The sequence below is a fragment of the Acinetobacter lwoffii genome, from assembly GCF_022967985.1.
Lineage (GTDB): Bacteria > Pseudomonadota > Gammaproteobacteria > Pseudomonadales > Moraxellaceae > Acinetobacter.
Map to the genome: position 1 here is coordinate 24,759 of NZ_JALJVC010000002.1, position 23,152 is coordinate 47,910.

Consider the following 23,152-nt stretch of genomic DNA (forward strand, 5'->3'; position numbering starts at 1 on the left):
GTCTGCGGACATATTTACAGTTCGATATTTTAAAATCCAAAAAAATCTTTAAAAACCGTTATAATTGTCGCGGTTTTTTAAAAGATATAACTTGTTAAAGAGTGATGCTATGAGCTACAGCAATATCCCAGCGGGTAAAGATGCGCCAAACGATATCTATGTGATCATCGAAATTCCTGCAAATGCAGCACCAATCAAATACGAAATCGATAAAGATTCTGATGCGTTATTTGTAGACCGTTTCATGGGTACAGCAATGTTCTACCCAGCAAACTACGGTTATGTACCAAACACACTATCGCTTGATGGTGACCCATTAGACGTACTGGTTGTAACGCCTCATCCAGTAGAGCCAGGTTCTGTCATTCGTTGCCGTCCTGTCGGTAAATTGAACATGGAAGATGATGGTGGTGTTGATGCGAAACTGGTTGCAGTTCCACATGACAAACTGACTCCAATCTACAAAGATGTTCAGGAATATACTGATCTTCCTCCATTGTTGATCAGCCAGATCGAACATTTCTTCCAGCATTACAAAGATCTTGAGCCAGGTAAATGGGTCAAGCTGAGTGGTTGGGAAGGTGCTGATGTTGCGAAACAAGAAGTTATGAGCTCAATCGAAGCTTATGCAGAAGCAAATAAATAATTGCTTTTTGTCGTCCAGGTTTTAACTTTTTAAAGCCTGGAATAAAAAAACCTGCACATTGTGCAGGTTTTTTTATGACTTGAAATTCGTGTGAATTAGAATAATTTCACAGGAATGTCTAACCAGATACGCCATTCATTAGTGTCACCAATGTAGTTAGATTGATAATCATCACTTGCACGGTAGTAAGAATGACGAAGACGTAAGCTTGCATCTTTCGCAAAACCAGACTGAACAGTATATTTCACTTGGTTAAAGAATTCGCGCTCATGCTCATTATCACTGATCATAGTACCTGCATTGTTAGTAGCTTTAATATCCCAACCATAAACAAAAGCAGATGTCCAAGATAATCCAGGAACATTTACAGCACCAAAGTCAAATGTATATTGAAGTTCCGCTGATTTTTCGTCATTACCAATAAAGTCAGACAGGTATGAATTCGGCATATAAATCGATTGTTTACCATCACCTACGCCTGTACCCAAACCATAGTCATAGCCAGTGTTACCAAAATTTTGCTGGTAAGCAAGCATGACATTATGTGGACCATGATTATAAGTTGTAGATAAAGCTAAAATAGTATTATCGAATGAATCATCTGGTGAGCCGATTTGAGAATAAAGATATGGATTTGCTTCTTTATCCCATTTTGTATGGTAACCACTGAAATCATGAGTTAATGTGCTTTTATCTGCCAATGCATAGCTATAGTTGGCATTAACATAGTGGCGGTCTAAGCGGTCTTTAATGTCTGTACCATAATAAGAAGCATTAACTGCATCATTAAATTTATATTTCGCGCCCCAAACCACTGCACGATCTAGCTTTGCACCATCGGAATTGATTTGGTTGGAAAGCTGATTTTCTGTGAATTTACCAGCAATCAGGTTTAAGTTTTCAATTTCGTTACTTTGAACCAATACGCCAGTATAGTATTCAGGCACTAAACGCGCAGTATTGCTTGCAAGTACAGGTAAGTCTAAAACCTGAGTACCGTAAGTCGCAGTCGTATTTGATACACGAGCTTTCACATATGCACCGCCACGAGCCCAGTGGTCATAAGCATCTTTAGTACCATCAGCATTATTTTGAGGGTGGACTGGGATCATATCATTGCCAGTATGACCATTTTCACCCAATTTAAATGAAGCATCACCAATAATACCAGCACCAAAGCCTACAGTACCTTGAGTAAAGCCAGAGTCTAGTTTAACAATCGCAGTTTGTGCAAATGAGCTCGTATCTGGTACGTTATTTTTCTTGTCACGGTGCAAATAGCCGGTACGGAAAAGTACAGAACCTTCAGCATCTTCTACAAAACCTTTAGACTCGCTTTGCTCGCTAGCGAAAGCGGTAGAAACCAAAGCAGCCTGAATCAAAACTGCTAATGTTAATTTTTTTGAATTTTGCATTGGGAAGAGAGCCTTATACAAATTGATCGGAATTTTTTAGGAATTGTATAAGAATTGCTGAAAAAATGTCATTTTTTATTGGATATATTCCACTAAAGTTTAGATTTTTTTAACTCAAATTAAACAATAGCAAGGATTTGAGGTGATTAATTTCTAACCTATCGGTAAAAAGTGAGTAAAAACATAATTTTATTGGAAATTATAAATGATATTTCTAAAGTGGTGAAATGAATGTGATCAGCTTATTTATTTTGAAACGGGAGAAAAATATGATCAAAAATTACGCACTATTTTTTAGCACAAATTTTAATCATTACAAAAATGGAATCAAAATGGGGCAAATCGTAAATGATTATGTATAAGTATTAAAAAAGTGATGAAATAGCCTTAAATACATTTATTTAAAAGAAAGCCTAGATAATTCAGTTTTTCATAATTTAAATTTTAATTTAAAAACAATAACTTAAGTTTTATTTGTCTTTTTAGATTTATTATTTTGGTTCCTTTTATCCAGATTGGCATAGCTCTTGCAAATTTTGAGCTTGAGTTTAATCAATGATCATAAAAACGTCTCAGACGATCTGGGGGAGCCACACAATGAAATTAACATTAAAAGTATTATCTCTTGCTTTATTGGGCGCTGTATCTTCTTTTACTTTTGCTGAAGAACCTGTTGCTGAACATACGGTATCTGGAAATATCAGCGTACTTTCGAGCTATAACTTGCGTGGTATTACTAACATTCCTGAAAATAGCGGCGCTACCTTACAAGGTGGACTTGATTATAACCATGCGTCTGGCTTCTATGCAGGTTGGTGGGGATCTACGCTAGATTACCCTTTGTCTGAAGAAGGACGTGATGCTTTCGAAAATAACTTCTATGCTGGCTATAGCCATGCAGTCAATGATGACTTAGGTTTAACGATCGGTACGACCTACTATTATTATTATGAATCTGATGTCAATTCTGATGGATTTGAGCTGTTACTGGGTATGAGCTATAAAGATTTGGGCGTTACAGCACAAACCCTTCTTGAAGATACCACTTGGGGCAATGCAGGTGATACCTATTTAAAAGCTACTTATAGCTATGCTTTACCACAAGATTTCAGCTTGGATACAGCTTTAGGCTTATATGCTTATGAAAAATCAGGTGACTTTATTGAAGGAACTACGGAAAGTTTTGGTTTCCGTCATTTTGACATCGGTTTAAGCAAGCCACTTGGTGACACAGGTGTGACTGCAAGCATGAATTATATCTTGGGTGGTTATGACCGTTTTGATGAAAAACAAAAGAATAAAGTTGTATTCGGACTCGGTTATAGCTTCTAATTTTCTTTAGATAAAAAGGCGACCTTAGGTCGCTTTTTTAATGAGCTAAATCTGCTGCTGTCCGCGATAAGATAGAGCTTCCGAAAGATGCTGACTTTGAATATCTGGACTTTGATTTAAATCGGCAATGGTGCGTGCAACACGCAAGACCCGATGATAGCCACGTGCTGATAAATTCAGTTTTTGCTGAGCCATTTCAAGTATATTCTGAGCAGACTGATCTAACGAGGCATATTGCTCTAGCTGCTTTGGACTCAAACTTATATTCAAGCTATTTTGCCGTTGCATCTGAATTTCATAGGCCGCAATGACGCGTTGTCTGACCGTTTCGGAGTCTTCGGCGGGTCGATTGTCCTGTAGCTCATGTGCCTGTAATGGCGGTACATCAATATGCAAATCAATCCGATCCAGCAACGGGCCTGAAATCCGGTTCTGATAGCGTTTAATACTTTCGGGTGAACATTGGCAGCGGATATCTTGATTAAAGGCATATCCACACGGGCAGGGATTCATGGCAGCCACCAACTGGAAATTGGCCGGAAAGGTAATTTGGCGTGATGCTCGGGAAATGACGATTTCCTTCGCTTCCAAAGGCTGCCGTAAGACTTCCAGAACTTTGCGGTCGAATTCAGGCAGTTCGTCCAGAAATAAAACCCCTAAATGCGCTAGGGTAATTTCTCCTGGCTTGGGGTGTGAGCCGCCACCGACCAATGCTACCGCCGAAGCAGTATGGTGGGGTGCTCGAAAAGGCCGTTGCCCAAAAGGGTGATTGGCATTCGCCACCGAATAAATACTGGCCACTTCCAGATTTTCCTGCGTCTTTAAGGGCGGCAAAATACTGGCCAATCGAGAAGCCAGCAAGGTCTTGCCTGTTCCGGGTGGGCCTCGAAACAGCAGGGAATGACCACCTGCCGCAGCAATTTCCAAGCCACGCCGTGGTCGTAATTGTCCTTTTACATCCGCCAGATCAAACTTATAAAAATGGTCTGTATTGAGTGGACTGGCTTCTATTTGCGGTAAGCGCTGCGCTTGGGAAAGATGTTCACACACTTCTTTTAAATGATTGGCTGCAAAGACTTTAAAGTCTGGGAGCTGACAGGCTTCCTGTGCATTGGGGCCAGGCAAAATCAGTTGATGCTGGTCGCTTTGACAGGCAATGGCAATACTTAAGGTGCCGCTGACAGGACGTAATTGACCATCGAGGGCCAACTCGCCAATAAATTCAAGATGCTCGGTGCAATCTTCTGGAAGCTGACCTGAAGCCACTAAAATGCCTAAAGCAATCGGTAAATCCAGACGTGATCCATCTTTTGGTAAATCTGCAGGGGCCAGATTAATGGTCAGACGTTTGGTCGGAAATTGAAAGCCGCTATTCAAAATGGCAGAGCGTACCCGGTCTTTACTTTCACGTACCGCCGCTTCGGGAAGCCCTACTATAGTGAGCGAAGGCATACCCGAACTGACATGAACTTCGACTTCAATTAAAGGCGCATGCAGGCCCAGTAAGCCTCGCGTATAAATTTTGGCAAAAGACATTATTATTGTTCCAATATGGTGCGTTATTTTTATAGTTCTGGTGTCTTTTGTGCACTGTACTTGTGCTTATTTTTTGTTCGAAATTTTCTCTTCTAATGCTTCCACCTGTTTCAGTAAATCATTCAGGCGATGATTGGCATTATTTAGGGCAATACGCTGACGTTCTATTTCTTCTTTAGACACCAAATCCATTTTCGCCACAGCTTCATTTAACAGGGCACGGATATTATGTTCCAAATCTTTCTTGGGTTGTTCGACTTGCTGCAAAATTGCTTGTAATAAAGTTTCAATCATCGTCTGATCCATCGCCGTAGAAAGGAGCACACAGTTTAGCATTGCTAAAATGCAGACTATAGTATTTCAGACAAAATATAGACTTATTCGATTAAAGATATTGTAAAAATCCACATAAAAAATGTCTATTTTTTGAAGATTCAAAGCCTTTATCCGTATAAAATAAGGTATAAATAAACCACATGCCGGGCTTTCTAATTTCCCCCGACCTTAGGAATCTTGGCATGAAATTTGAACGTAAAACCTTACTGGTGAAATAAGCCGAAGGAAAACAAACATGAAGCTCGTAACTGCAATTGTAAAACCTTTTAAATTAGACGATGTTCGCGAAGCATTGTCTGAAATTGGTGTTCAAGGCATCACTGTAACTGAAGTGAAAGGCTTTGGTCGTCAAAAAGGTCACACTGAACTCTATCGTGGTGCTGAATACGTTGTAGATTTCTTGCCGAAAGTCAAAATTGAAATCGCGATTAGCGATGAAATGGTAGACGCGGTGATTGAATCTATTACTCGTGTGGCGAGCACTGGAAAAATCGGTGACGGAAAAATTTTCGTGACTAACTTGGAACAAGTCATCCGTATTCGTACAGGTGAAACAGGTGCAGACGCTGTCTAACTTGGCACGAAGTTTGCTGAGTACCTAATAACTCACAAAAACTTGGTTGGGGGATACGAATGAAAAAAATGCTACTCGCGTTCGGCATGGCCGGCGCTCTTTTTGGTGGTTCTGTTGCATGGGCTGAAGAAGCTGCAACAGCAACAACACCGACAGAAGAAATTGTGCTTGTTGAAGAAGCAGGCGATACAACAAATACAACAACAGACACTACAGCAGCAATTGCTGAAGCAGCGCCAGTTGAAGCTGCAGCGCCTGCAGAAGAAGAACCAACGCTAGATACCGGCGATACCGCCTGGGTTTTAACCTCTACCGCTCTAGTTTTACTCATGACTATTCCTGGCTTGGCGCTATTTTATGGCGGTATGGTCCGCAAGAAAAACGTTCTGGCGACGATGGCACATAGCTTTATTGCTGCGGCGGTGGTCAGTATTGCCTGGGTGATTATTGGTTATACCCTAGCTTTCGGTGAAGGTAATGCCTTTATAGGTGGTCTGGATAAGTTCATGCTGGCTGGTATCACCACAGAGGCGCTTTCAGGCACGATTCCTGAAATCCTGTTTGTGATTTTCCAAATGACTTTTGCCATCATTACGGTTGCCATCATTAGCGGTTCGATTGCAGAACGTATGAAATTTGGTGCTTTCGTTGCTTTCATCGCACTTTGGGTGGTGATTGTCTATGCACCAATTACCCACTGGGTATGGGGTGGTGGCTGGTTAGGTAACGACGGCGCGCTTGATTTTGCCGGTGGTACGGTTGTACATATCAACTCGGGTGTTGCCGGTCTGGTAGCAGCGTATATGCTAGGCAGACGTATGGGCTTGGGTCGTGAATCTATGGCACCGCATAACCTGACGCTTACTGTGGTCGGTGCATCTTTGCTCTGGGTAGGCTGGTTCGGTTTCAACGGTGGTTCTGCATTAGGTGCAAACGGTTCTGCAGGCTATGCCTTGATCGTGACTCAAGTCGCAGCGGCAGCAGCAGCCATTTCTTGGTTAATCACTGAAAAACTGGCACGTGGTAAAGCTTCTGTACTGGGCGGCGTATCGGGTGCAGTTGCTGGTCTGGTGGTCATTACTCCAGCTGCAGGTTTTGTGACTGTCGGCGGTGCATTGGCAATGGGTCTGATCGGTGGTGTGGTGTGTTTCTGGGGGATTACTGCACTGAAACGCGCATTGAAAGCCGATGATTCTTTAGATGCCTTTGGTCTGCATGGTGTAGGTGGTATTGTCGGTGCGATTTTAACCGCGTTCTTTGCCAGCGAATTCATCATGGGTGACAATGCCCCTGCCAATGTTATGCATCAGCTTTGGGTGCAAGTGGAAGGTGTACTGGCGACGATTGCTTACTCTGCGATCATGACCTTCATTATCCTGAAAGTCATCGACTTGATCATTGGAATCCGTGTAGCATCTGATGATGAGCGTATGGGTCTGGATTTAAGCCAACATGGCGAACGTGTCGAATAATAATAAATCCACCATAATCAATATATAGTGTAAAACAGCCCGAATGGGCTGTTTTTTTTCTATATGTTGCGTAAAACTCTACAAAGTTTGTAATTTTTGCTACACTCGGAATCCATCTGGATTTGTTCAATTAAACCGCTATGCATTGCCCATTTTGCAATACTGCAGACAGTAAAGTGATTGATTCACGCCTGGCAGCTGAAGGCTGTCAGATTCGTCGTCGCCGTGAATGTGTCAGTTGTAATGAACGCTTCACTACCTTTGAAAGCTATGAAGTGGTGATGCCGCGCGTCATCAAGTCGGATGGCAAAAATGAACCTTTCGATGAAGCCAAATTACGCCGTTCCCTGATGCATGCCTTGCAAAAACGCCCGGTGACCCAGGAGCAGATTGAAACAGTGCTGAGCGATATTCAGCTACAGATTCGCCGTCTGGGTGAGCGTGATGTGAAATCACGTACCATCGGTGAAATCGTGATGCAGTCTTTATTTGCTCTGGATCATGTTGCCTATGTGCGTTTTGCTTCGGTCTATCAGGATTTTCAGGATGTCGAAGCTTTTCGTCATCAGATTGAACAGATGCAACAACGAGAATTACAAGAATAAGCATGGCTGAACTGAATCAAGATCAAATCTGGATGCGCCGGGCCATTGAATTGGCACGTCAGGGGCAATATTCCACCAAACCGAATCCGAATGTCGGCTGTGTCATTGTTAAAGATGGCATCGTGATTGGTGAAGGCTTTCATCCCCAAGCCGGCCAGCCACATGCTGAAGTCTTTGCGCTGCGTCAGGCCGGTGAACAGGCACGTGGTGCAACCGCTTATGTGACTTTAGAACCTTGTGCGCATTATGGCCGGACACCGCCTTGTGCCAAAGGTCTGGTGGAAGCAGGTGTGGCTAAAGTTGTCGTGGCCTGTCCTGATCCCAATCCGCTAGTGGCCGGAAAGGGCGTACAGATCCTGAAAGATGCGGGCATTGAGGTAGACGTTGGCATCTGTGAAGATGAAGCGCATGAGCTGAATCAAGGCTTCCTGAAAGCCATGGCGACCGGTATGCCTTATGTGCGTTTAAAAATTGCCTCAAGCCTGGATGGCCGTACCGCGATGGCATCAGGTGAATCGAAATGGATTACCGGTGTAGCAGCACGTCAGGATGTACAGCATTGGCGTGCGATTTCAGGCGCGGTGATTACCGGAATTGAAACGGTCCTTGCTGATGACTGTCAGCTGAATGTACGTCAACTGGATGCTGTTGAAGATATCAAGACCGTGGTGCAACCGAAACGGATTGTTCTGGATCGTCAGGGACGTCTGCCACTGAGTGCAAAGATTTTAGCGCAACCTGAAACAGTGATGGTCATGGGGCCATTTCGTCAAGAGCTTGCAGACCTGGGTGTGCTACACTTGCCGGTACAGCCTTTAGCAGAATTATTAAAGCAACTGGTTCAGCAGCATCAGATTTATGATGTCTTGGTGGAAGCAGGGGCGACCTTATCTACGGCATTTTTACAACAAAAATTGGTTGATGAACTGATCAGTTACGTTGCACCGACCCTATTGGGTCAGTCTGCGCGTACCATGTTTAATGCAGAATTTAGCCATATGGCCGAACAACTCCGATTTAAGCTGCGCGATGTAACTCGCTTAGGTGATGACGTGCGCTTCAGGCTAATTCCTTTTCAAGAGACACTATGAGTTCAGAGTCTACGGTTTATCATAAACGTCGCCATGCGGCACGTACCACCGATGAATATCTTTTCCATCAGCTGGTTCCTTATCTAGGTAACAAACGCCGTTTACTGCATTTAATTCTGGAAGCGTTGGAAAGTACGGGAACTCTGAACCGTGCTGATGGTCGTGCGCCGATTTTTGCTGACTTTTTTGCAGGTTCAGGCGTGGTCTCGCGCTTGGCCCGTCAGAATGGCTATCGTGTGATTGCCAATGACTGGGAGCCGTATAGCCATGCGCTGAATCATGCGGTACTGGCCTGTACTGAAGCACCGGCATTTAAAGAACTCGGTGGCTATCAGAAAGCGATTGATTATCTGAACCGTCTGCCGGAAGTTAAAGGCTGGGTGACGCATAACCTGTGTCCGCGTAATGATGAAATTTATGATCCAGCCCGTGATCGTTTGTTCTTTAAACGTCGTAACGGCATGCGTATTGATGCCATCCGTCAGCAGATTGCAGCCTGGCAGGCACAAGGTGCAATTGATGATGTGGAAATGTCTGCCTTGCTGGCACCCTTGCTGTATTCCGCCAGTTTTGTCAGCAATACTTCAGGCGTTTTCAAAAGCTTTCATCATGGCTGGGGCGGGAAAACCCAAACTGCGCTGGAACGGATTGAATCATTGCTGTGGCTGACTCCAAGCCGTTTTTGCGAGTCGGATCAGAAAAAGGGAATGGCCGCAGAAATGTGGTGTGTCGATGCCCAGCATCTGGCCAACCAGATGAGCGGCTTTGAAGTAGATGTAGCTTATCTGGATCCACCGTATAATCAGCATGCTTATAGCAGTAATTATCATGTGCTGAATGCGCTGACCTTATGGGATCAGGCCGATTTACCGACTCCGGATACCAAGGGCTTTAAGAGCGGGATTGACCGGGCATGGCGCAAAGAGCGTCCGAGCCAGTACAATTCCTCTAAATATGCCAAAGAAGCTTACGAGAGCCTGTTGGCCACCATCAATGCACGTTTCATTCTGACCAGTTATTCAACTGACGGTAATATCAGCGCTACCGATTTGTTACAGGCCAATCTGAAACGTGGCCGGGTGACCTTGCTAACCCAGGATGTGCCGCGTTATCGTGTTAGCAAACAGCGCCAGTCTGAACGTGCCCGCGTGCTGGAATTTATTGTGATTACCGATACCCACGCCAAGTCAGGTCCACCGATCCGTCAATTACTCAGCCAGCTGCATCATTATGCAGAATTGGGTGGTGTGGATACGACCGGCGTTAGTACCCAGTTGGCCCTCTGGTAAAAGAATTGAAAAGGAAATAAAAATGTTTACAGGTATTATCGAAAGCCTCGGCAAAGTCGAAAGTCTGCAAAGCGTTGGTGGTGATGTACGTTTACGCATCCAGACCGATCTGGACATGTCTGATGTACATCTGGGTGATTCTATCGCGACCAATGGTATCTGCCTGACCGTGATCGACTGGGGCGAGAACTGGTATGCGGCTGATGTTTCCCGTGAAAGTCTGAACCGGACCACGCTCGGCACCTGGAAAGCCGGTCAACCTGTCAATGTTGAAAAAGCCATGTTGCCGACTACGCGTTTTGGCGGTCATATTGTGTCAGGTCATGTCGATGCAGTCGGCGAGATCACCCTGGTACGTGAAGATGCACGTTCAATTTATTATGAAGTGACTGCACCTGCTGAAATTGCCAAATATCTCGCAGAAAAAGGCTCGGTCACAGTCGACGGCATCAGTCTAACGATTAATCATTTGCGTGGTAGCGTGATTAGTCTGAACCTGATTCCACATACTGCTGAACGTACCAATATCGGTACCTGGAAAGTCGGTAGCAAGGTCAATCTGGAAGTGGATGTATTGGCACGTTATATCGAGCGTTTATTGCTCGGTGATAAAGCCGCCCAAACCACTGAACAATCAAAAATCAGTATGGATTTCCTGGCTGAAAATGGTTTCTTAAAATAAGAGAAATGTTGATTTACTGAACAGTCTGATTGAAAAATTAGACTGTTTTTTTATTTTTCGGGATAATCAGCAGTTCAACTTGCAAATATTGCCTTGGTGGACGGGTCGAATGCTCGATTTTTTACTTAACTTGGAACAGTCATTGCCGCTATTGCTCGATCAATACGGGGTATGGATTTATGCAATCCTGTTTCTGGTGATTTTTGCAGAAACCGGTTCAGTGTTTTTCTTTTTTCTGCCCGGCGACAGTCTATTGCTGGCTGTGGGAGCTTTGTGCGCCAGCAGCGATCTGGTGACCCTGCATTCGATGGGGCTGTTGTTATTCACTGCCTCGGTGTTGGGCTATAGCGTGAATTATTACACCGGAAAAGTTCTCGGTTTAAAATATTTCAATCAACATTCACGTTATTTCAAGCCGGAATATATGGTGAAAACCAATCACTATTTTATGAAACATGGCGGTAAAACTATTTTAATTGCACGTTTTATTCCCTTTGTCCGCTCATTTGGCCCTTTTGCCGCCGGCTCAGCGCATATGAGCTTTGCCACATTCAGCTTTTATAATATTGCGGGTGGCATCCTCTGGATTGGCACTTTATTAAGCATTGGCTATCTGCTCGGAAATGCTGCCTTTATGCTGGCAGATTTTTTGTAAGATGCGACATAGAAGATAAAAAAGCCCGAATTTTCGGGCTTTTTTAATGTGAAAGGATCATTTAAATATTGCGTGGCTGATCAGAAAATTCAGAATTTTTCAGCATATACTCGATTTCTTCTTTGGCTGCCGCACGCATTTTTTCACGAAGTGCATTCACGGTCTGTTCAATCACGGTTTCTGCCTCAAGTTCCAGACGTAAACGCACACTTTCTAATTCGGATAAAATGGACTGGTCCTCAATCTGGATGCGACCTTTGGCAAAATCAAAAGTCGTTTCAGGATTTTTTGCATAACGTGCGACATAGTGCTGCACTTCAGCCTCTAGATGCGTATTTATTTCAGCAAGCACCTGACTCTGTTCGCTAAATTTACGCTGTTCCTCATGACGTAGCTGTTCTTGATAGGCCTGTTCTTCAGCACGTTTCTCGGCCAAGGCTTTTTCAAGCGCGAGCTGTTTGCGAATACGGGCTTCTTCAATTAATTCGGCCTTGCGCTGTGCATAGGCAGCTTCAATCTTGCGTTCAGATTCTTGCTGTAAGCGCTGGTCGCGACTCTGCCATTCTTCCAAAGACGTTTCTGGCTTTAAAATATCGCAGATCCGAGAGAGGTCATCGATAAAGGTCTGACGTACAGCTTCCGGCACATTTAACCAGCGCTGTTTAAAATCGGGACCTACATTTAATGCCACGTGCCTCTCCTTGTGGATGATATCGGTTAAAGCTTATGGGTGTCCGGCTCAATACCTAAACGACGATATTGCTTAAATTTTTCACGTCCCAGCTGTTTCGCTGTTTCATGATTTTCAATGATCTCAATAATGTGACTAAATTTTGCGTAAGGTTCAAGTGCTTCCGGATTAAAATTGAAAATAATCCAGTCGGACTGTTGCGGTAGTGTTGCCGAAATACAGACCGTCGCCTGAGGCTGATCAATACCATGTGGAATAAAACTCGCTGGGTCAAAACTCCACAGACATTCATCCAGCTGTTGTTGCAATTCGGCATCGGCACACAGTAACCAGATCCGCGCCGGCTGACGCAGAATCTTACGACATAAACGACAAGTGCTGTCCACTTGTCGTTCAGGGCTTTTTTCAAATAAATAAAAGCTGACTTTAGCCATTGCTTTGAACGCGATTCGCCAGGAACTGCATCAATAATGGGACTGGACGGCCGGTTGCACCTTTATTGGTACCTGAGTTCCATGCCGTACCTGCAACATCGAGATGTGCCCAGCGATATTCACGGGTAAAACGTTGTAAGAAGCAGGCAGCGGTCACAGAACCGGCTTTTGGCCCACCGATATTGCCAATGTCGGCAAATGGTGAATCCAGCTGTTCCTGATAGTCATCCAGTACCGGCATACGCCATACCCGGTCAAAGGAGTGCTGGCCGGCAGCTTCCAGTTCTGCTGCCAGTTTATCATCTGGCGTGAACAGACCCGTCAGCACTGAACCTAAAGCGACCACACAGGCACCAGTTAAGGTTGCGATATCAATCACCAAAGCAGGGTTAAAACGTTTTACATAAGTCAAGGTGTCACACAGCACCAGACGACCTTCGGCATCGGTATTCAGGATTTCAACCGTCTGACCACTCATGGTGGTTACGATATCGCCAGGACGGGTGGCTTTGCCTGAAGGCATGTTTTCTGCTGCAGCAATGGTTCCCACCACATGTAGAGGTAAGCGGGACTCACACAGTGCACGCATCGTACCGAGTACAGAGGCTGCACCGCACATGTCGTATTTCATCTCGTCCATGCCTGCGCCCGGTTTAAGTGAAATACCGCCAGTATCAAAAGTAATACCTTTGCCGACCAAGACTACCGGTGCTTCGCTACGTTCTGACTGATATTCCATGCTGATAATACGGCCCGGACGGTCTGAACCTTTACTTACCGCAAGGAAGGCACCCATGCCTAAATCTGCCATCTGCTGTTCATCCAGCAGAGTGACTTTAAGCAGCTCCGGATATTCAGCCGCCAGAGCTAACGCCTGTTCTGCAAGATATTCAGGGAAACAGATATTGCCCGGACGGTTGCCCAGATCACGTGCCAGGTTTTGTCCGCTTTGCACCGCTTGTACCAGTTGCAACTGTTCGGTAGTTAAGACGCTATGGGTCGCAATCAGGTCGATCTGTTCAAGTACAAATTCATTTTTCTTGGATTTGTACTCATCATAACCATAGCTGGCCTGAGTCAGGAAGAGTACAAACATATAGTGGAGTTCTTGTGGAAGTTGTGTCAGATCTACAGAAATCTGTTTGAATTTTTTTTGAGTGACTTGAATAATAGTTTGAGCGATTTTTGCAAGTTTTGCCGGTTGCAGTTCAGCGACCTTGCCTAAACCAATCAGCGCTGCATGGCTGGACTGGCTCACCTGACCAATCAGGCTCAGGCTTTCGGCCAACGCTGCCTTGAATTGAGAGGCTTCAATTAATGTGTCTAAATTATTGATTTGATAGGTTGCGGTTGTATTCTGAAGTTGTTCTGAGTCAACTAAAATCAACAAAGATTGACTTGATCCATTCTCTGGGAATGACGTATTAATTGTAAGTTTCATATTCTGTTTTCACGCCTGTCTAGATGGGTAAATCATTCAGTCATTGAAACATTTATCCGAATAGATTTTCAATGGGCAGGGCGGCCTAGGTTTTATATTTTTGCTATTCGGGTAAACTAGCACTCGTTTTATGGACCTTATTTTGGAAGAATTAATTTGATTATTCGGCGTTATCTGGTCAAGCAAGTTGTCTCGACATCCTTGGTGGTGATTGCCTTATTGACCTTGATCATGATGGGCGGTCGACTGATCAAGTATTTTGGTGTCGCGGCGCAAGGCCGTCTGGATGCAGGCATTTTATTTAGCATTATTAGCTACCGTTTGCCTGAATTCTTGACCCTGATTCTTCCGCTCGGTTTCTTTATTGGACTGATGCTGGTGTTTGGCCGTTTATATGTCGACCATGAAATGGCCGTGATGAATGGCAGTGGCGTCAGTCGGCATCAATTGGCGCGTCTACTGGTGCCGATGACCCTGGTGTTTTTGATTGCTCAGGCCGGATTGATGCTGTGGGCTGCGCCGTGGGGCATTCGCCAGTTTGAAGCCCTGACCACCAGTCAGGCGGTACGTACCGGCTTTGACCTGGTGCGACCGAAAGAATTTATCTCCTCTGGGCCCTATACCATTTATGCCGGTGACCTGTCAGAAGACCGTAAAAATTTAAAAGATATTTTCTTTTATCAGCGTGCGGAAAAAGAAGGCAAACCGGATGTGATGATTCTGGCGCAGGAAGCCACCCGAATTGAAGTACCGAATGATGCTGCCAATGTGGTCGATCTGGTTAATGGACGCCGTTATGAGATCTATCCGGGTACACCGCAATATACTCAAGCTGAATTTGAAAGCTATCGTCTGCGCTTAGAAAGCGATGAAGAAGCGCAATTTGCCAGTACTGAAGTTGAGGCCTTACCGACCTCGCAATTGTGGCAGAACCGTCAGGATCCTGTGGTGGCCAGTGAGTTGGGCTGGCGGGTGTTTGTTCCTTTTGCGATTCTGATTGCCCTGATTCTGGCTGTGGCCTTGTCTGAAGTGAGTCCACGACAGGGTCGATATCTCAAGTTATTTCCTGCCCTCATGATTTTTGCCAGTCTGATTGTGGCCCTGATGGCAGTGAAGACGCGGATCAGTAAAGAAGAAATGGGCATTTGGGCCTATCCATTGATTCTGATTGCCTATGCAATTGCGGGTGCCTTGTTCTCGCGTAAACAGAAATTAGGCCCGAAAATCAAGAAACAGATTCAGCGAGTGAGGTCTTAACAATGTTGGCACGTCGTATAGTTGCAAAACATGTGACCCAAACCACTGCGCTGGCGATGCTGGGTGCAACCGCGGTATTGGCGGGTTTACAGGTATTATTTACTTATCTGGGTGAGCTTGGTTCGCTCAAAGATGGTTATGGTGCCTGGGATGCCTTGAAATATGTGCTTTGGGGCGCACCAAATTATTTATATGAAATCCTGCCGATTTCTGCACTGATTGGTGCAGTTTTAGGTCTTGGTACATTAGCCTCGAATAGTGAACTGATTGTGATGCGTTCGGTTGGTGTGAGCTTATGGCGCATTGTCGGCTGGGTCATCCGTTCAGCACTGCTGTTGGTGGTATTGTCTTTTGCCCTGAGCGAATGGGTGATTCCGTATACCAATGAACAGGCCAAAAGCGTCAAGAGTGCCAGTAAAGCCGCTCAACTCGGTGAAGTGCGTGGTTACTGGACTCGGGAAGGGCAGCGCTTTATTTATATCGATTATGCCAACTCGCAAGGTCAGTTGAAAAATGTGCAGATGCTGGACTTTGACCAGAACTATCGTTTGCGCGGTACCTTGCAGGCAGATCAGGGCCAGTTCGTCAAAGATGGTTCCTGGACGCTGGACAACACAGAGCAGTTCGATATTTTACAAAATGGCAATGCCACGCTGGTCAAGCAGCAACAGCAACCTTTAGCGCTGGCATTGCAGCCCAAATATGTGCATATGGTGACGATTGATCCTGAAGATTTATCGCCGAGTCAACTGATTAGTTTCATGAGTTATATGCATGAATACAGCCAGGTACCAAAAACCTATCAGTTGGCCTTCTGGCAAAAACTCGGCTCGCCTTTTGCCTTGATTGCACTAGTGGTGATTGCCTGTTCATTTATCTTCGGGCCATTACGTCAGCAATCCATGGGTTTCCGTCTGGTGATTGCCTTATTTGCCGGCCTAGGTTTCTTCTATCTGCAGGACTTCCTCGGCTATGCCAGCTTGATTTACGCACCATCTCCGGCCTGGTTCGTGTTTATTCCGATTCTGATCATGTTCGGCATCGGCGGCTACTTGCTGCATCGGGCACGCTAAACCATAGGAAAATAGAACAAATCAATCATCATGAGAGGCCTAAACCATAGCCGGGTCATGGCCTCTTTTTATAAACTTCGCTAAAATAGAGCGATTAATTCGTAGACGAACAGAGTATTTCATTATGACGGATGCAACTGCTGGCAAAATCCCTCACGTTTTGGTGATTATGGATGGTGTGGGTCATCGCGAAGCGGTCGAAGACAATGCGTTTTTAGCAGCTAAACGACCAAATTTAACTGCGATACAGGACAAGCATCCGCATGGTTTGATCTCGGGTTCTGGTGAAGATGTTGGCCTGCCAGATGGCCAGATGGGTAACTCTGAAGTCGGACATATGAACCTCGGCGCAGGTCGTGTGCTGTATCAGGACTTTACCCGAATTACCAAAGACATTCGTACTGGCGACTTCTTTGAACATGAAGTACTGGTCGATGCGGTGGAGAAAGCCAAAGCTGCAGGTGGGGCAGTACATTTGCTTGGCCTTTTGTCTGAAGGCGGTGTGCACTCACATGAAGATCATATCGTGGCGATGGCAGAGCTAGCGCTGAAACGCGGTGCGCAAGTTTATTTACACGCATTTTTAGATGGTCGTGATACACCGCCTAAAAGCGCGCAGCCTTCTTTAGAAAAACTTGATGCCTTATTTGCGCAATATCCGGGTCAAGGTCGTATTGCGACCATGATTGGCCGTTATTTTGCCATGGATCGTGACAACCGTTGGGATCGTGTTGAACAGGCCTATCGCTTGTTGACTGAAGGTGAAGCGGTTCGTACAGCTGCCAGCGCAGTTGAAGGTTTGGAACAGGCTTACGCAGCCGATGAGTCGGATGAGTTTGTTAAAGCGACCCGTATTGGCGATCTGGCGAAAATTCAGGATGGCGACAGCGTCGTATTCATGAACTTCCGTGCCGATCGTGCCCGTGAATTGACTCGCGCATTTGTAGAAAAAGACTTTGCGGGTTTTGAACGTAAAGTCGTGCCGAATTTGGCGAAGTTTGTCATGCTGACGCGTTATCAAGCCACGATTGATGCACCTGTAGCGTATATGCCTGAAGCGTTGAAAAACTCGATTGGTGAATACTTATCTGATTTGGGTAAAACACAGCTGCGCATTGCGGAAACAGAAAAGTATGCGCATGTGACTTTCTTCTTCAGCGGCGGCCGTGAAGATGAATACCCAGGTGAAAAACGTATCCTGATTCCATCGCCAAACGTAGCCACTTATGACCTTAAACCGGAAATGAGTGCTTATGAAGTGACTGATGAGCTGGTGGCTGCGATCAATTCAGGTGAATTTGACCTGCTGGTCGTGAACTTTGCCAATGGGGATATGGTTGGTCATACTGGCGTATTCGATGCTGCGGTGAAAGCAGTAGAAGCGGTTGATACCTGTTTGGGCCGGGTTTACGAAGCCGTGATGGCGCAAAAAGGTCATATGATTGTGACTGCCGATCATGGTAACGTAGAGCAGATGCAAGACTATCACAGTGGTCAGGTACATACTCAGCATACCACTGAACTAGTTCCATTTATTTATGTGGGTCCAACTCAGGCCACGATCGCAGAAGGCGGTGTACTGGCAGATGTCGCACCGACTTTATTAAGCCTGATGCAAGTTCCGGTACCTGCTGAAATGCAAGGTCGTAACCTGATTCAGCTTGATGCATAATTTTCGATAAAATTCTAAAAAAGGTCAAAGAATGACAAGAACACGCTGGAAGTCTGTTGTAATACCATGCTTACTGATGTGTTTGAGTCATTCAGCCTGGGGTGCGGGTTCAAATGAGCCGGCATTCGATGATATGGAAATGGATGGGCAAGTTTATTCTGAAATTCCTGTGGCATCTATTCAGGAATTCGTACAAATTTATGGCATCGTAAAAGACAATTATATTCAAGATAAAAATGACGATGCCTTATTCCAGCAGGCCATTCAGGGTCTGGTCAGTGGCTTAGATCGCTATTCCCGTTATTTGTCGCCTGAAGATTATAAGCAACTGCGTGAATATACCGAAGGTGATCTGGCCAGCATTGATTTTGATCTGCAATTTGACCCGCGGTTGAAGCAATGGGTAGTTCAGGGACTGAGTTCCGATGCTGATTCAGCCAAGCAGGGACTTCGAAATGGCGTCACGGTTTATAAAATTGACGATCAGGTATTAAATAGCCTGAATCAGGAACAAGTCCGGCAGTTATTGAGCGGAGCCGTTGGCTCTACGCTCATGATTCAGCTCTCCCCGCAAAGTCCGGCCGTTCGTCTGGTCCGCAATACCAAACTGGATACTGAAATTAAATCGAGCCTGCACAATAATCAGGTTCTGGTTTTACAGGTCAAGGTTTTTCAGCAAGATACTGCCAATGAAATCAAACGTCTAATCGAAAGCTATGCCGACAAGCGCTTAAAAGCCGTGCTATTTGATTTACGCAATAATCCCGGTGGCTTACTCTCGGCTGCAGTTGAATCTGCCGATTTATTTTTGAATCAGGGCGTGATTGTGTCGACCAAAAGCCGCGCTGAAGGTAATCAGCAATTTCAGGCCTTGCCGAGTTTTGAGTTTCAGAATCTGAAAGTTGGGGTATTGATTAATAACCGCTCGGCTTCTGCAGCAGAAGTGTTTACAGCAGCCCTGAAAGAACATAACCGTGCCTGGGTCGTAGGCGAAAAAAGCTATGGCAAAGGCGTAGTACAGAAACTCTTTCCTTTAAGCAACGGTTCGGCTCTACAGATGACAGTATCGCAATACTTTAGCCCGAGTGGCCAGATGATTGAAGGGCGGGGCGTACAGCCGCATTTCAACTATCCGTTTAAGCAGGAAATGCGTGAGGAGAGTTATCTGGAACATGTCACAGACTTGCTGCTCCTGCAAAAATAATTATTCGTCTTCTTCGGTATCCAGTCCGAACTTTTTCAAACGATAGCGCAGGGAACGGAATGACATGCCGAGTTTTTTGGCGGCCAGTGTCCGGTTCCAATGGGTCAGATTCAGCGCATTGAGTAAAATTTCTTTCTCGACCTTTTCCAAAAACAGCTCTAAACCCTCTTCAGGCAGCTTTTTAGGTGCAATCAGGGTTTCGGTCGCAATGATCTCGCTGGTGAGCGTATTCATCTCCTGAGGGCTGTTTAGCGCCTGACGCAGCGGTGCACTCTGCAAATGCTGAAGATCAATACGCTCTTCATCACTTAAAGTAATCGCGCGTTCCATAATATTACGCAATTCACGTACATTACCTGGATAATATTGTCCCAATAAGAACTCTTTGCTGCGTTCGGTCAGTTTTTTATTAGGAATTCCCCATTCCTGGCAAATCTTCTGAATAAAGTGTTCGGCCAATAACAGAATATCTTGGCCGCGTTCACGCAATGGCGGTAAAGTCAGATCCATTACATGAATGCGAAAATATAAATCCTGACGGAATTTGCCTTGTTGCACCAAGGCTTCCAGATCCTGATGCGTGGCACTGATCACGCGGAAATCCACATCAATTTCGGTATCTGAACCGAGTGGACGAATACGTTTTTCCTGAACGGCACGTAACAGTTTGACCTGCATAGAAAGCGGTAATTCTGCAATTTCATCCAGAAACAGGCTGCCTCCATGGGCAGATTGAATCAGTCCCTGTTTGTCCTGAGCAGCGCCGGTAAAGCTGCCTTTTTTATGTCCAAACAGTTCACTTTCCATCAACTCAGTCGGAATGGCGCCACAGTTAATCGCAATAAAAGGACCTTCATTGCGGTTACTCAGGCGATGGACCAGATTGGCCACGACTTCTTTACCTGTTCCCGATTCACCCGTGATAAAAACCGGTGCCTGGGATCGGGCAATTTTTTGTAAGGTAATGCGCAATTGCTGAATCGGCAGGGATTGTCCAATCAGCATTTTATGTTCGAGCGCATCGTTCGGATTATTATGCGAATAATCCACCGGTTTATTCAGCGCTTTTTGTAAGAGTTGCTCTAGGTGTTTTTGATTAATCGGTTTACTGACAAAATCAAAAGCCCCTGCTTTAAGCGCGGCAATGGCGATTTCCATGTTGCCATAGGCGGTCAGAACCGCGACCGGAAGTGCCGGATAGAGGTTGCCTATCCAGTCCAGAAGCTCCAAACCATTGCCATCGGGAAGGTTTAAGTCGGTCAGACAGGCATCATATTGATGATTGGCAAGGCATTTTTTAGCGTCTTCCAAACGATGGGCAATGTGCGTGCGAATTCCCATGCGCAGCAATGACATTTGCATGAGGGTACATAAATCCTCCTCATCATCCACCAAGAGCACCAGTGGTTGTTGTTCCCCATTCATCTTCCTTGACCCCTTTAAAGCGTAATACGTTGACAGCTGATGCGAAAGCATGCGCCCTGTTCTTGTTGTATATAGTTTAATTGTGCCTGATTTGCTTCGCAAAAACTATGTGATAAATACAATCCTAATCCGGTACCACTAATCGATGTGCTAAAAAAGGGTTTAAACAATAAGGCCTGATCATGTAAGGCTACGCCAGAGCCAAAATCCCGTACGTCAATCCAGACCCGATGTTCATAGGGATGCACATTCAGCTGAATATAAGTAGCATCTGCTGAATTGTGGCGAATGGCATTACGAATCAGATTAATCAGGATTTGCCGGAATTGTGCTTCATCAAACTGAATCACTAGCGGGATATCAATATTAAATTGAATCTGATCGCGAATATCGGCCAGATCTTCCTGGATAAATAACGGGATAAATTCATTGAGATGAATCGGTATCGGGTGGGTTTCTTTATTTTTGACCATATTCAGCGTGTCCTGAATAATCCGGTCAATCCGGGTCGCCTGTCGGCCAATCATCTGCTGGAGTAGCTGTTGCTGTTCAGTTTCTGAGTCCAGATACAAATCATTGGCCTGCACAATGGCCGCCAAGGGGTTACGAATTTCATGGGCAATACTGGCTGAGAGTTGACCCAGTGCAGCAAGTTTAAGTTGCTGCACCTGCTGATTCAGTTTTTTGGCATCCTGTAACACCAGTAGCATTAGAGTCTGATGCGGCACAATCAGTTTTTGCACCTGCACATGAATATTATAGCGACTTTGCTGGGATTCAAACTGAAAGCGCTCACCATTTTCCAGTGTTTCAAAATGGATCAGTTCAAATAAATCTGGCTGTGACTGAGATAAGGTGAATTTCTCATGGCTGTATTTTGACTCAATTCCTAGAAGATTACAGGCAGCAGGATTACTGAGTACCACATGGTAGTTTTCATCCAGAACCAGATAGCCAGTTTCAATCTGCTCCAGAATATAGCGGTTAATATTCTGTAAGCGATGCAGTTCCAGCGATTGGGAAAAATTCAAATTTTCCAGAATCTGAAAACGGCGCACGGCAATTTGTCCAATGCCATAGACCACAAAAAATAAAAAGGCCAGCAGGGCGCTATTACTGATATTGCTGAGTGATGAAAATGCAAAAATACTGCCGATAAAATGCTGATATATAACACTGATGACAGCAATGAGGGTGACAACTAAGGCCTTTTTTCCATCTAATAATAAGGATCCAGAAAAGATAGTAATCACAAACAGCAGCCCAATTTGCAGATTAGGACCGTCGCTCGCCAAAGTCAGCAAACTTAAAACGCAGACATCGCTAAAGAAAATCATAATCAGCTGCGGCTGGATCAGGCGTCTGATCCATTTCAGCACAAACAGCTGTACGGTATTGATCGCAATCCCGATTCCCAGTGCATAATAATACAGCTGCGGGTATTGATAATCAGTGGTGAGTTCGGGGTAGGTCAGCAGAAAAATCAGCAACAAACCGGTGCTGATCAGCAGACGATAAGCGCTGTACCAGATACCGAGATGGTATTGATTCAGTTCAGCATAGTTTTTTTGTTGTGCCATATGCACCGGAAATCGTTAAAAGCTAAGGTTTAATAAGTCCATAGCGCATGGCCAGATGAGTCAGTTTAACATCGCTATCGATATTCAGTTTTTCAAAAATACGGTAACGATAGGTATTCACAGTTTTAACACTCACAAAGAGCTTGTCGGCAATTTCCTGGGCGCTGATACAATTCACGACCATCATCGCGACTTGCATTTCACGTTCTGACAATGCATCAAAAGGCGATTGTTGTGTATCAGAAAGGTAAGAGCTTGCTAACTGTTCCGCAATGTCTGCACTGAAATATTTGCCGCCTTGCATGACTTTATTAATCGCACGGACCATTTCCGAAATCGGTGCACCTTTGGTGATATAACCTTTGGCACCGGCTTTCAATAACAGGGACGGATAAGGTTCTTCCGCCAAACCGCTGACCGCTAGCACTTTGGTTTCCGGCGCACTCTGAAGTAGACGGCGCGTGGTTTCTACGCCGCCAATGCCCGGCATATTCACATCTAACAAAACTACATTAGGATGATGTTGACGAACTAGAGAGATCGCTTCTTCACCAGATTCAGCTTGTCCAATTACCTGAACCTCCGCATGGTCTTCTAGCATTCTGCAAATTCCAGTACGAACTAATTCATGGTCGTCCACAACTAAAACTGTGATCACCTACGCTCTCCCTCTGTTAAAAAAATCATTTTTTTGTTACATAAAGCAAAATAAGCTTGCAATGAAAGTACAAAATTAGCAATC

General features: G+C 45.0%; 22 protein-coding genes. 13 read left to right on the plus strand and 9 right to left on the minus strand.

All coding sequences use genetic code 11. The features are described 5' to 3' along the window. Window positions 1-109 precede the first annotated feature (109 nt). The gene (gene ppa, locus MWG72_RS01545; RefSeq protein WP_004732536.1) at window positions 110-646 is read left to right on the plus strand and encodes an inorganic diphosphatase; all 537 of its coding nucleotides are present in this window, start codon (window positions 110-112) and stop codon (window positions 644-646) included. A gap of 95 nt (window positions 647-741) precedes the next feature. On the opposite strand, the gene MWG72_RS01550 is transcribed toward ppa, so the two are convergent. Continuing rightward, complete coding sequence (locus MWG72_RS01550; protein ID WP_247143087.1) at window positions 742-2,061, minus strand: OprD family outer membrane porin; 1,320 nt, start codon at window positions 2,059-2,061, stop codon at window positions 742-744. Between the two features lie 597 nt (window positions 2,062-2,658). Between MWG72_RS01550 and MWG72_RS01555 the strand changes: the two genes are divergently transcribed. Continuing rightward, on the plus strand, window positions 2,659-3,393 hold the full coding sequence (locus tag MWG72_RS01555; protein WP_004732532.1) for a TorF family putative porin: 735 nt from the start codon (window positions 2,659-2,661) through the stop codon (window positions 3,391-3,393). 45 nt (window positions 3,394-3,438) lie between these two features. On the opposite strand, the gene MWG72_RS01560 is transcribed toward MWG72_RS01555, so the two are convergent. Next, window positions 3,439-4,929, minus strand: coding sequence for a YifB family Mg chelatase-like AAA ATPase (locus MWG72_RS01560; RefSeq protein ID WP_247143088.1), 1,491 nt, complete (start codon window positions 4,927-4,929; stop codon window positions 3,439-3,441). A gap of 66 nt (window positions 4,930-4,995) precedes the next feature. After that, entirely contained in the window at window positions 4,996-5,223 is a 228-nt protein-coding gene (locus tag MWG72_RS01565; protein WP_247143089.1) for an accessory factor UbiK family protein, read from the minus strand. A 277-nt stretch (window positions 5,224-5,500) separates the two neighbouring features. Here MWG72_RS01565 and glnK point away from each other — a divergent pair, with 277 nt between their 5' ends. The 7 genes from glnK (at window position 5,501) to MWG72_RS01600 (ending at window position 11,633) form a co-directional block, all read left to right on the plus strand. After that, window positions 5,501-5,839, plus strand: a complete 339-nt coding sequence (gene glnK, locus MWG72_RS01570; protein ID WP_004281042.1) for a P-II family nitrogen regulator — start codon at window positions 5,501-5,503, stop codon at window positions 5,837-5,839. A 59-nt stretch (window positions 5,840-5,898) separates the two neighbouring features. Then, window positions 5,899-7,311: an ammonium transporter gene (locus MWG72_RS01575; protein ID WP_044108967.1), complete on the plus strand. Its 1,413-nt coding sequence runs from the start codon at window positions 5,899-5,901 to the stop codon at window positions 7,309-7,311. Window positions 7,312-7,451: 140 nt separating this feature from the next. After that, a complete protein-coding gene (gene nrdR / locus MWG72_RS01580; RefSeq protein ID WP_004281044.1) occupies window positions 7,452-7,916 on the plus strand; it encodes a transcriptional regulator NrdR in 465 nt (154 codons plus the stop codon). A gap of 2 nt (window positions 7,917-7,918) precedes the next feature. After that, a complete protein-coding gene (gene ribD, locus MWG72_RS01585; RefSeq protein ID WP_005248431.1) occupies window positions 7,919-9,007 on the plus strand; it encodes a bifunctional diaminohydroxyphosphoribosylaminopyrimidine deaminase/5-amino-6-(5-phosphoribosylamino)uracil reductase RibD in 1,089 nt (362 codons plus the stop codon). Beyond that, complete coding sequence (locus MWG72_RS01590) at window positions 9,004-10,296, plus strand: DNA adenine methylase (RefSeq protein WP_004644908.1); 1,293 nt, start codon at window positions 9,004-9,006, stop codon at window positions 10,294-10,296. Before ribD ends, MWG72_RS01590 begins: the two co-directional genes overlap by 4 nt. Before the next feature lie 22 nt (window positions 10,297-10,318). After that, a complete protein-coding gene (locus MWG72_RS01595; RefSeq protein ID WP_004644909.1) occupies window positions 10,319-10,978 on the plus strand; it encodes a riboflavin synthase in 660 nt (219 codons plus the stop codon). A gap of 109 nt (window positions 10,979-11,087) precedes the next feature. After that, window positions 11,088-11,633, plus strand: coding sequence for a VTT domain-containing protein (locus MWG72_RS01600; RefSeq protein WP_004281049.1), 546 nt, complete (start codon window positions 11,088-11,090; stop codon window positions 11,631-11,633). Window positions 11,634-11,694: 61 nt separating this feature from the next. Here the strand turns inward: MWG72_RS01600 and blhA are convergent, their stop codons facing one another. The 3 genes from blhA to MWG72_RS01615 are packed head-to-tail and all read right to left on the minus strand — an operon-like array spanning window position 11,695 to window position 14,199. Continuing rightward, window positions 11,695-12,324 carry a cell division protein BlhA gene (gene blhA / locus MWG72_RS01605; RefSeq protein WP_004281050.1) on the minus strand — a complete coding sequence of 210 codons (630 nt, stop codon included), beginning with the start codon at window positions 12,322-12,324 and terminating at the stop codon, window positions 11,695-11,697. Between the two features lie 26 nt (window positions 12,325-12,350). After that, window positions 12,351-12,758, minus strand: a complete 408-nt coding sequence (locus tag MWG72_RS01610) for a DNA polymerase III subunit chi (RefSeq protein WP_005263953.1) — start codon at window positions 12,756-12,758, stop codon at window positions 12,351-12,353. Further along, the gene (locus MWG72_RS01615) at window positions 12,751-14,199 is read right to left on the minus strand and encodes a leucyl aminopeptidase (RefSeq protein ID WP_247143090.1); all 1,449 of its coding nucleotides are present in this window, start codon (window positions 14,197-14,199) and stop codon (window positions 12,751-12,753) included. Before MWG72_RS01615 ends, MWG72_RS01610 begins: the two co-directional genes overlap by 8 nt. A gap of 156 nt (window positions 14,200-14,355) precedes the next feature. Here MWG72_RS01615 and lptF point away from each other — a divergent pair, with 156 nt between their 5' ends. From lptF to MWG72_RS01635, 4 genes are all read left to right on the plus strand, one after another. Further along, window positions 14,356-15,456, plus strand: coding sequence for an LPS export ABC transporter permease LptF (gene lptF / locus MWG72_RS01620; RefSeq protein ID WP_247143091.1), 1,101 nt, complete (start codon window positions 14,356-14,358; stop codon window positions 15,454-15,456). 2 nt (window positions 15,457-15,458) lie between these two features. Beyond that, complete coding sequence (gene lptG, locus MWG72_RS01625) at window positions 15,459-16,529, plus strand: LPS export ABC transporter permease LptG (RefSeq protein WP_247143092.1); 1,071 nt, start codon at window positions 15,459-15,461, stop codon at window positions 16,527-16,529. 124 nt (window positions 16,530-16,653) lie between these two features. Continuing rightward, entirely contained in the window at window positions 16,654-18,201 is a 1,548-nt protein-coding gene (gene gpmI / locus MWG72_RS01630) for a 2,3-bisphosphoglycerate-independent phosphoglycerate mutase (protein ID WP_004644915.1), read from the plus strand. Window positions 18,202-18,232: 31 nt separating this feature from the next. Continuing rightward, on the plus strand, window positions 18,233-19,405 hold the full coding sequence (locus MWG72_RS01635; protein WP_247143093.1) for a S41 family peptidase: 1,173 nt from the start codon (window positions 18,233-18,235) through the stop codon (window positions 19,403-19,405). Here the strand turns inward: MWG72_RS01635 and MWG72_RS01640 are convergent, their stop codons facing one another. The 3 genes from MWG72_RS01640 to gacA are packed head-to-tail and all read right to left on the minus strand — an operon-like array spanning window position 19,406 to window position 23,068. Continuing rightward, the gene (locus MWG72_RS01640) at window positions 19,406-20,830 is read right to left on the minus strand and encodes a sigma-54-dependent transcriptional regulator (RefSeq protein WP_247143094.1); all 1,425 of its coding nucleotides are present in this window, start codon (window positions 20,828-20,830) and stop codon (window positions 19,406-19,408) included. 14 nt (window positions 20,831-20,844) lie between these two features. Then, entirely contained in the window at window positions 20,845-22,410 is a 1,566-nt protein-coding gene (locus MWG72_RS01645; protein ID WP_247143095.1) for a sensor histidine kinase, read from the minus strand. A gap of 22 nt (window positions 22,411-22,432) precedes the next feature. Further along, window positions 22,433-23,068 (minus strand): response regulator transcription factor GacA, encoded by a 636-nt coding sequence (gene gacA / locus MWG72_RS01650; protein ID WP_005108454.1) that lies wholly within the window; start codon window positions 23,066-23,068, stop codon window positions 22,433-22,435. Window positions 23,069-23,152: the final 84 nt, after the last annotated feature.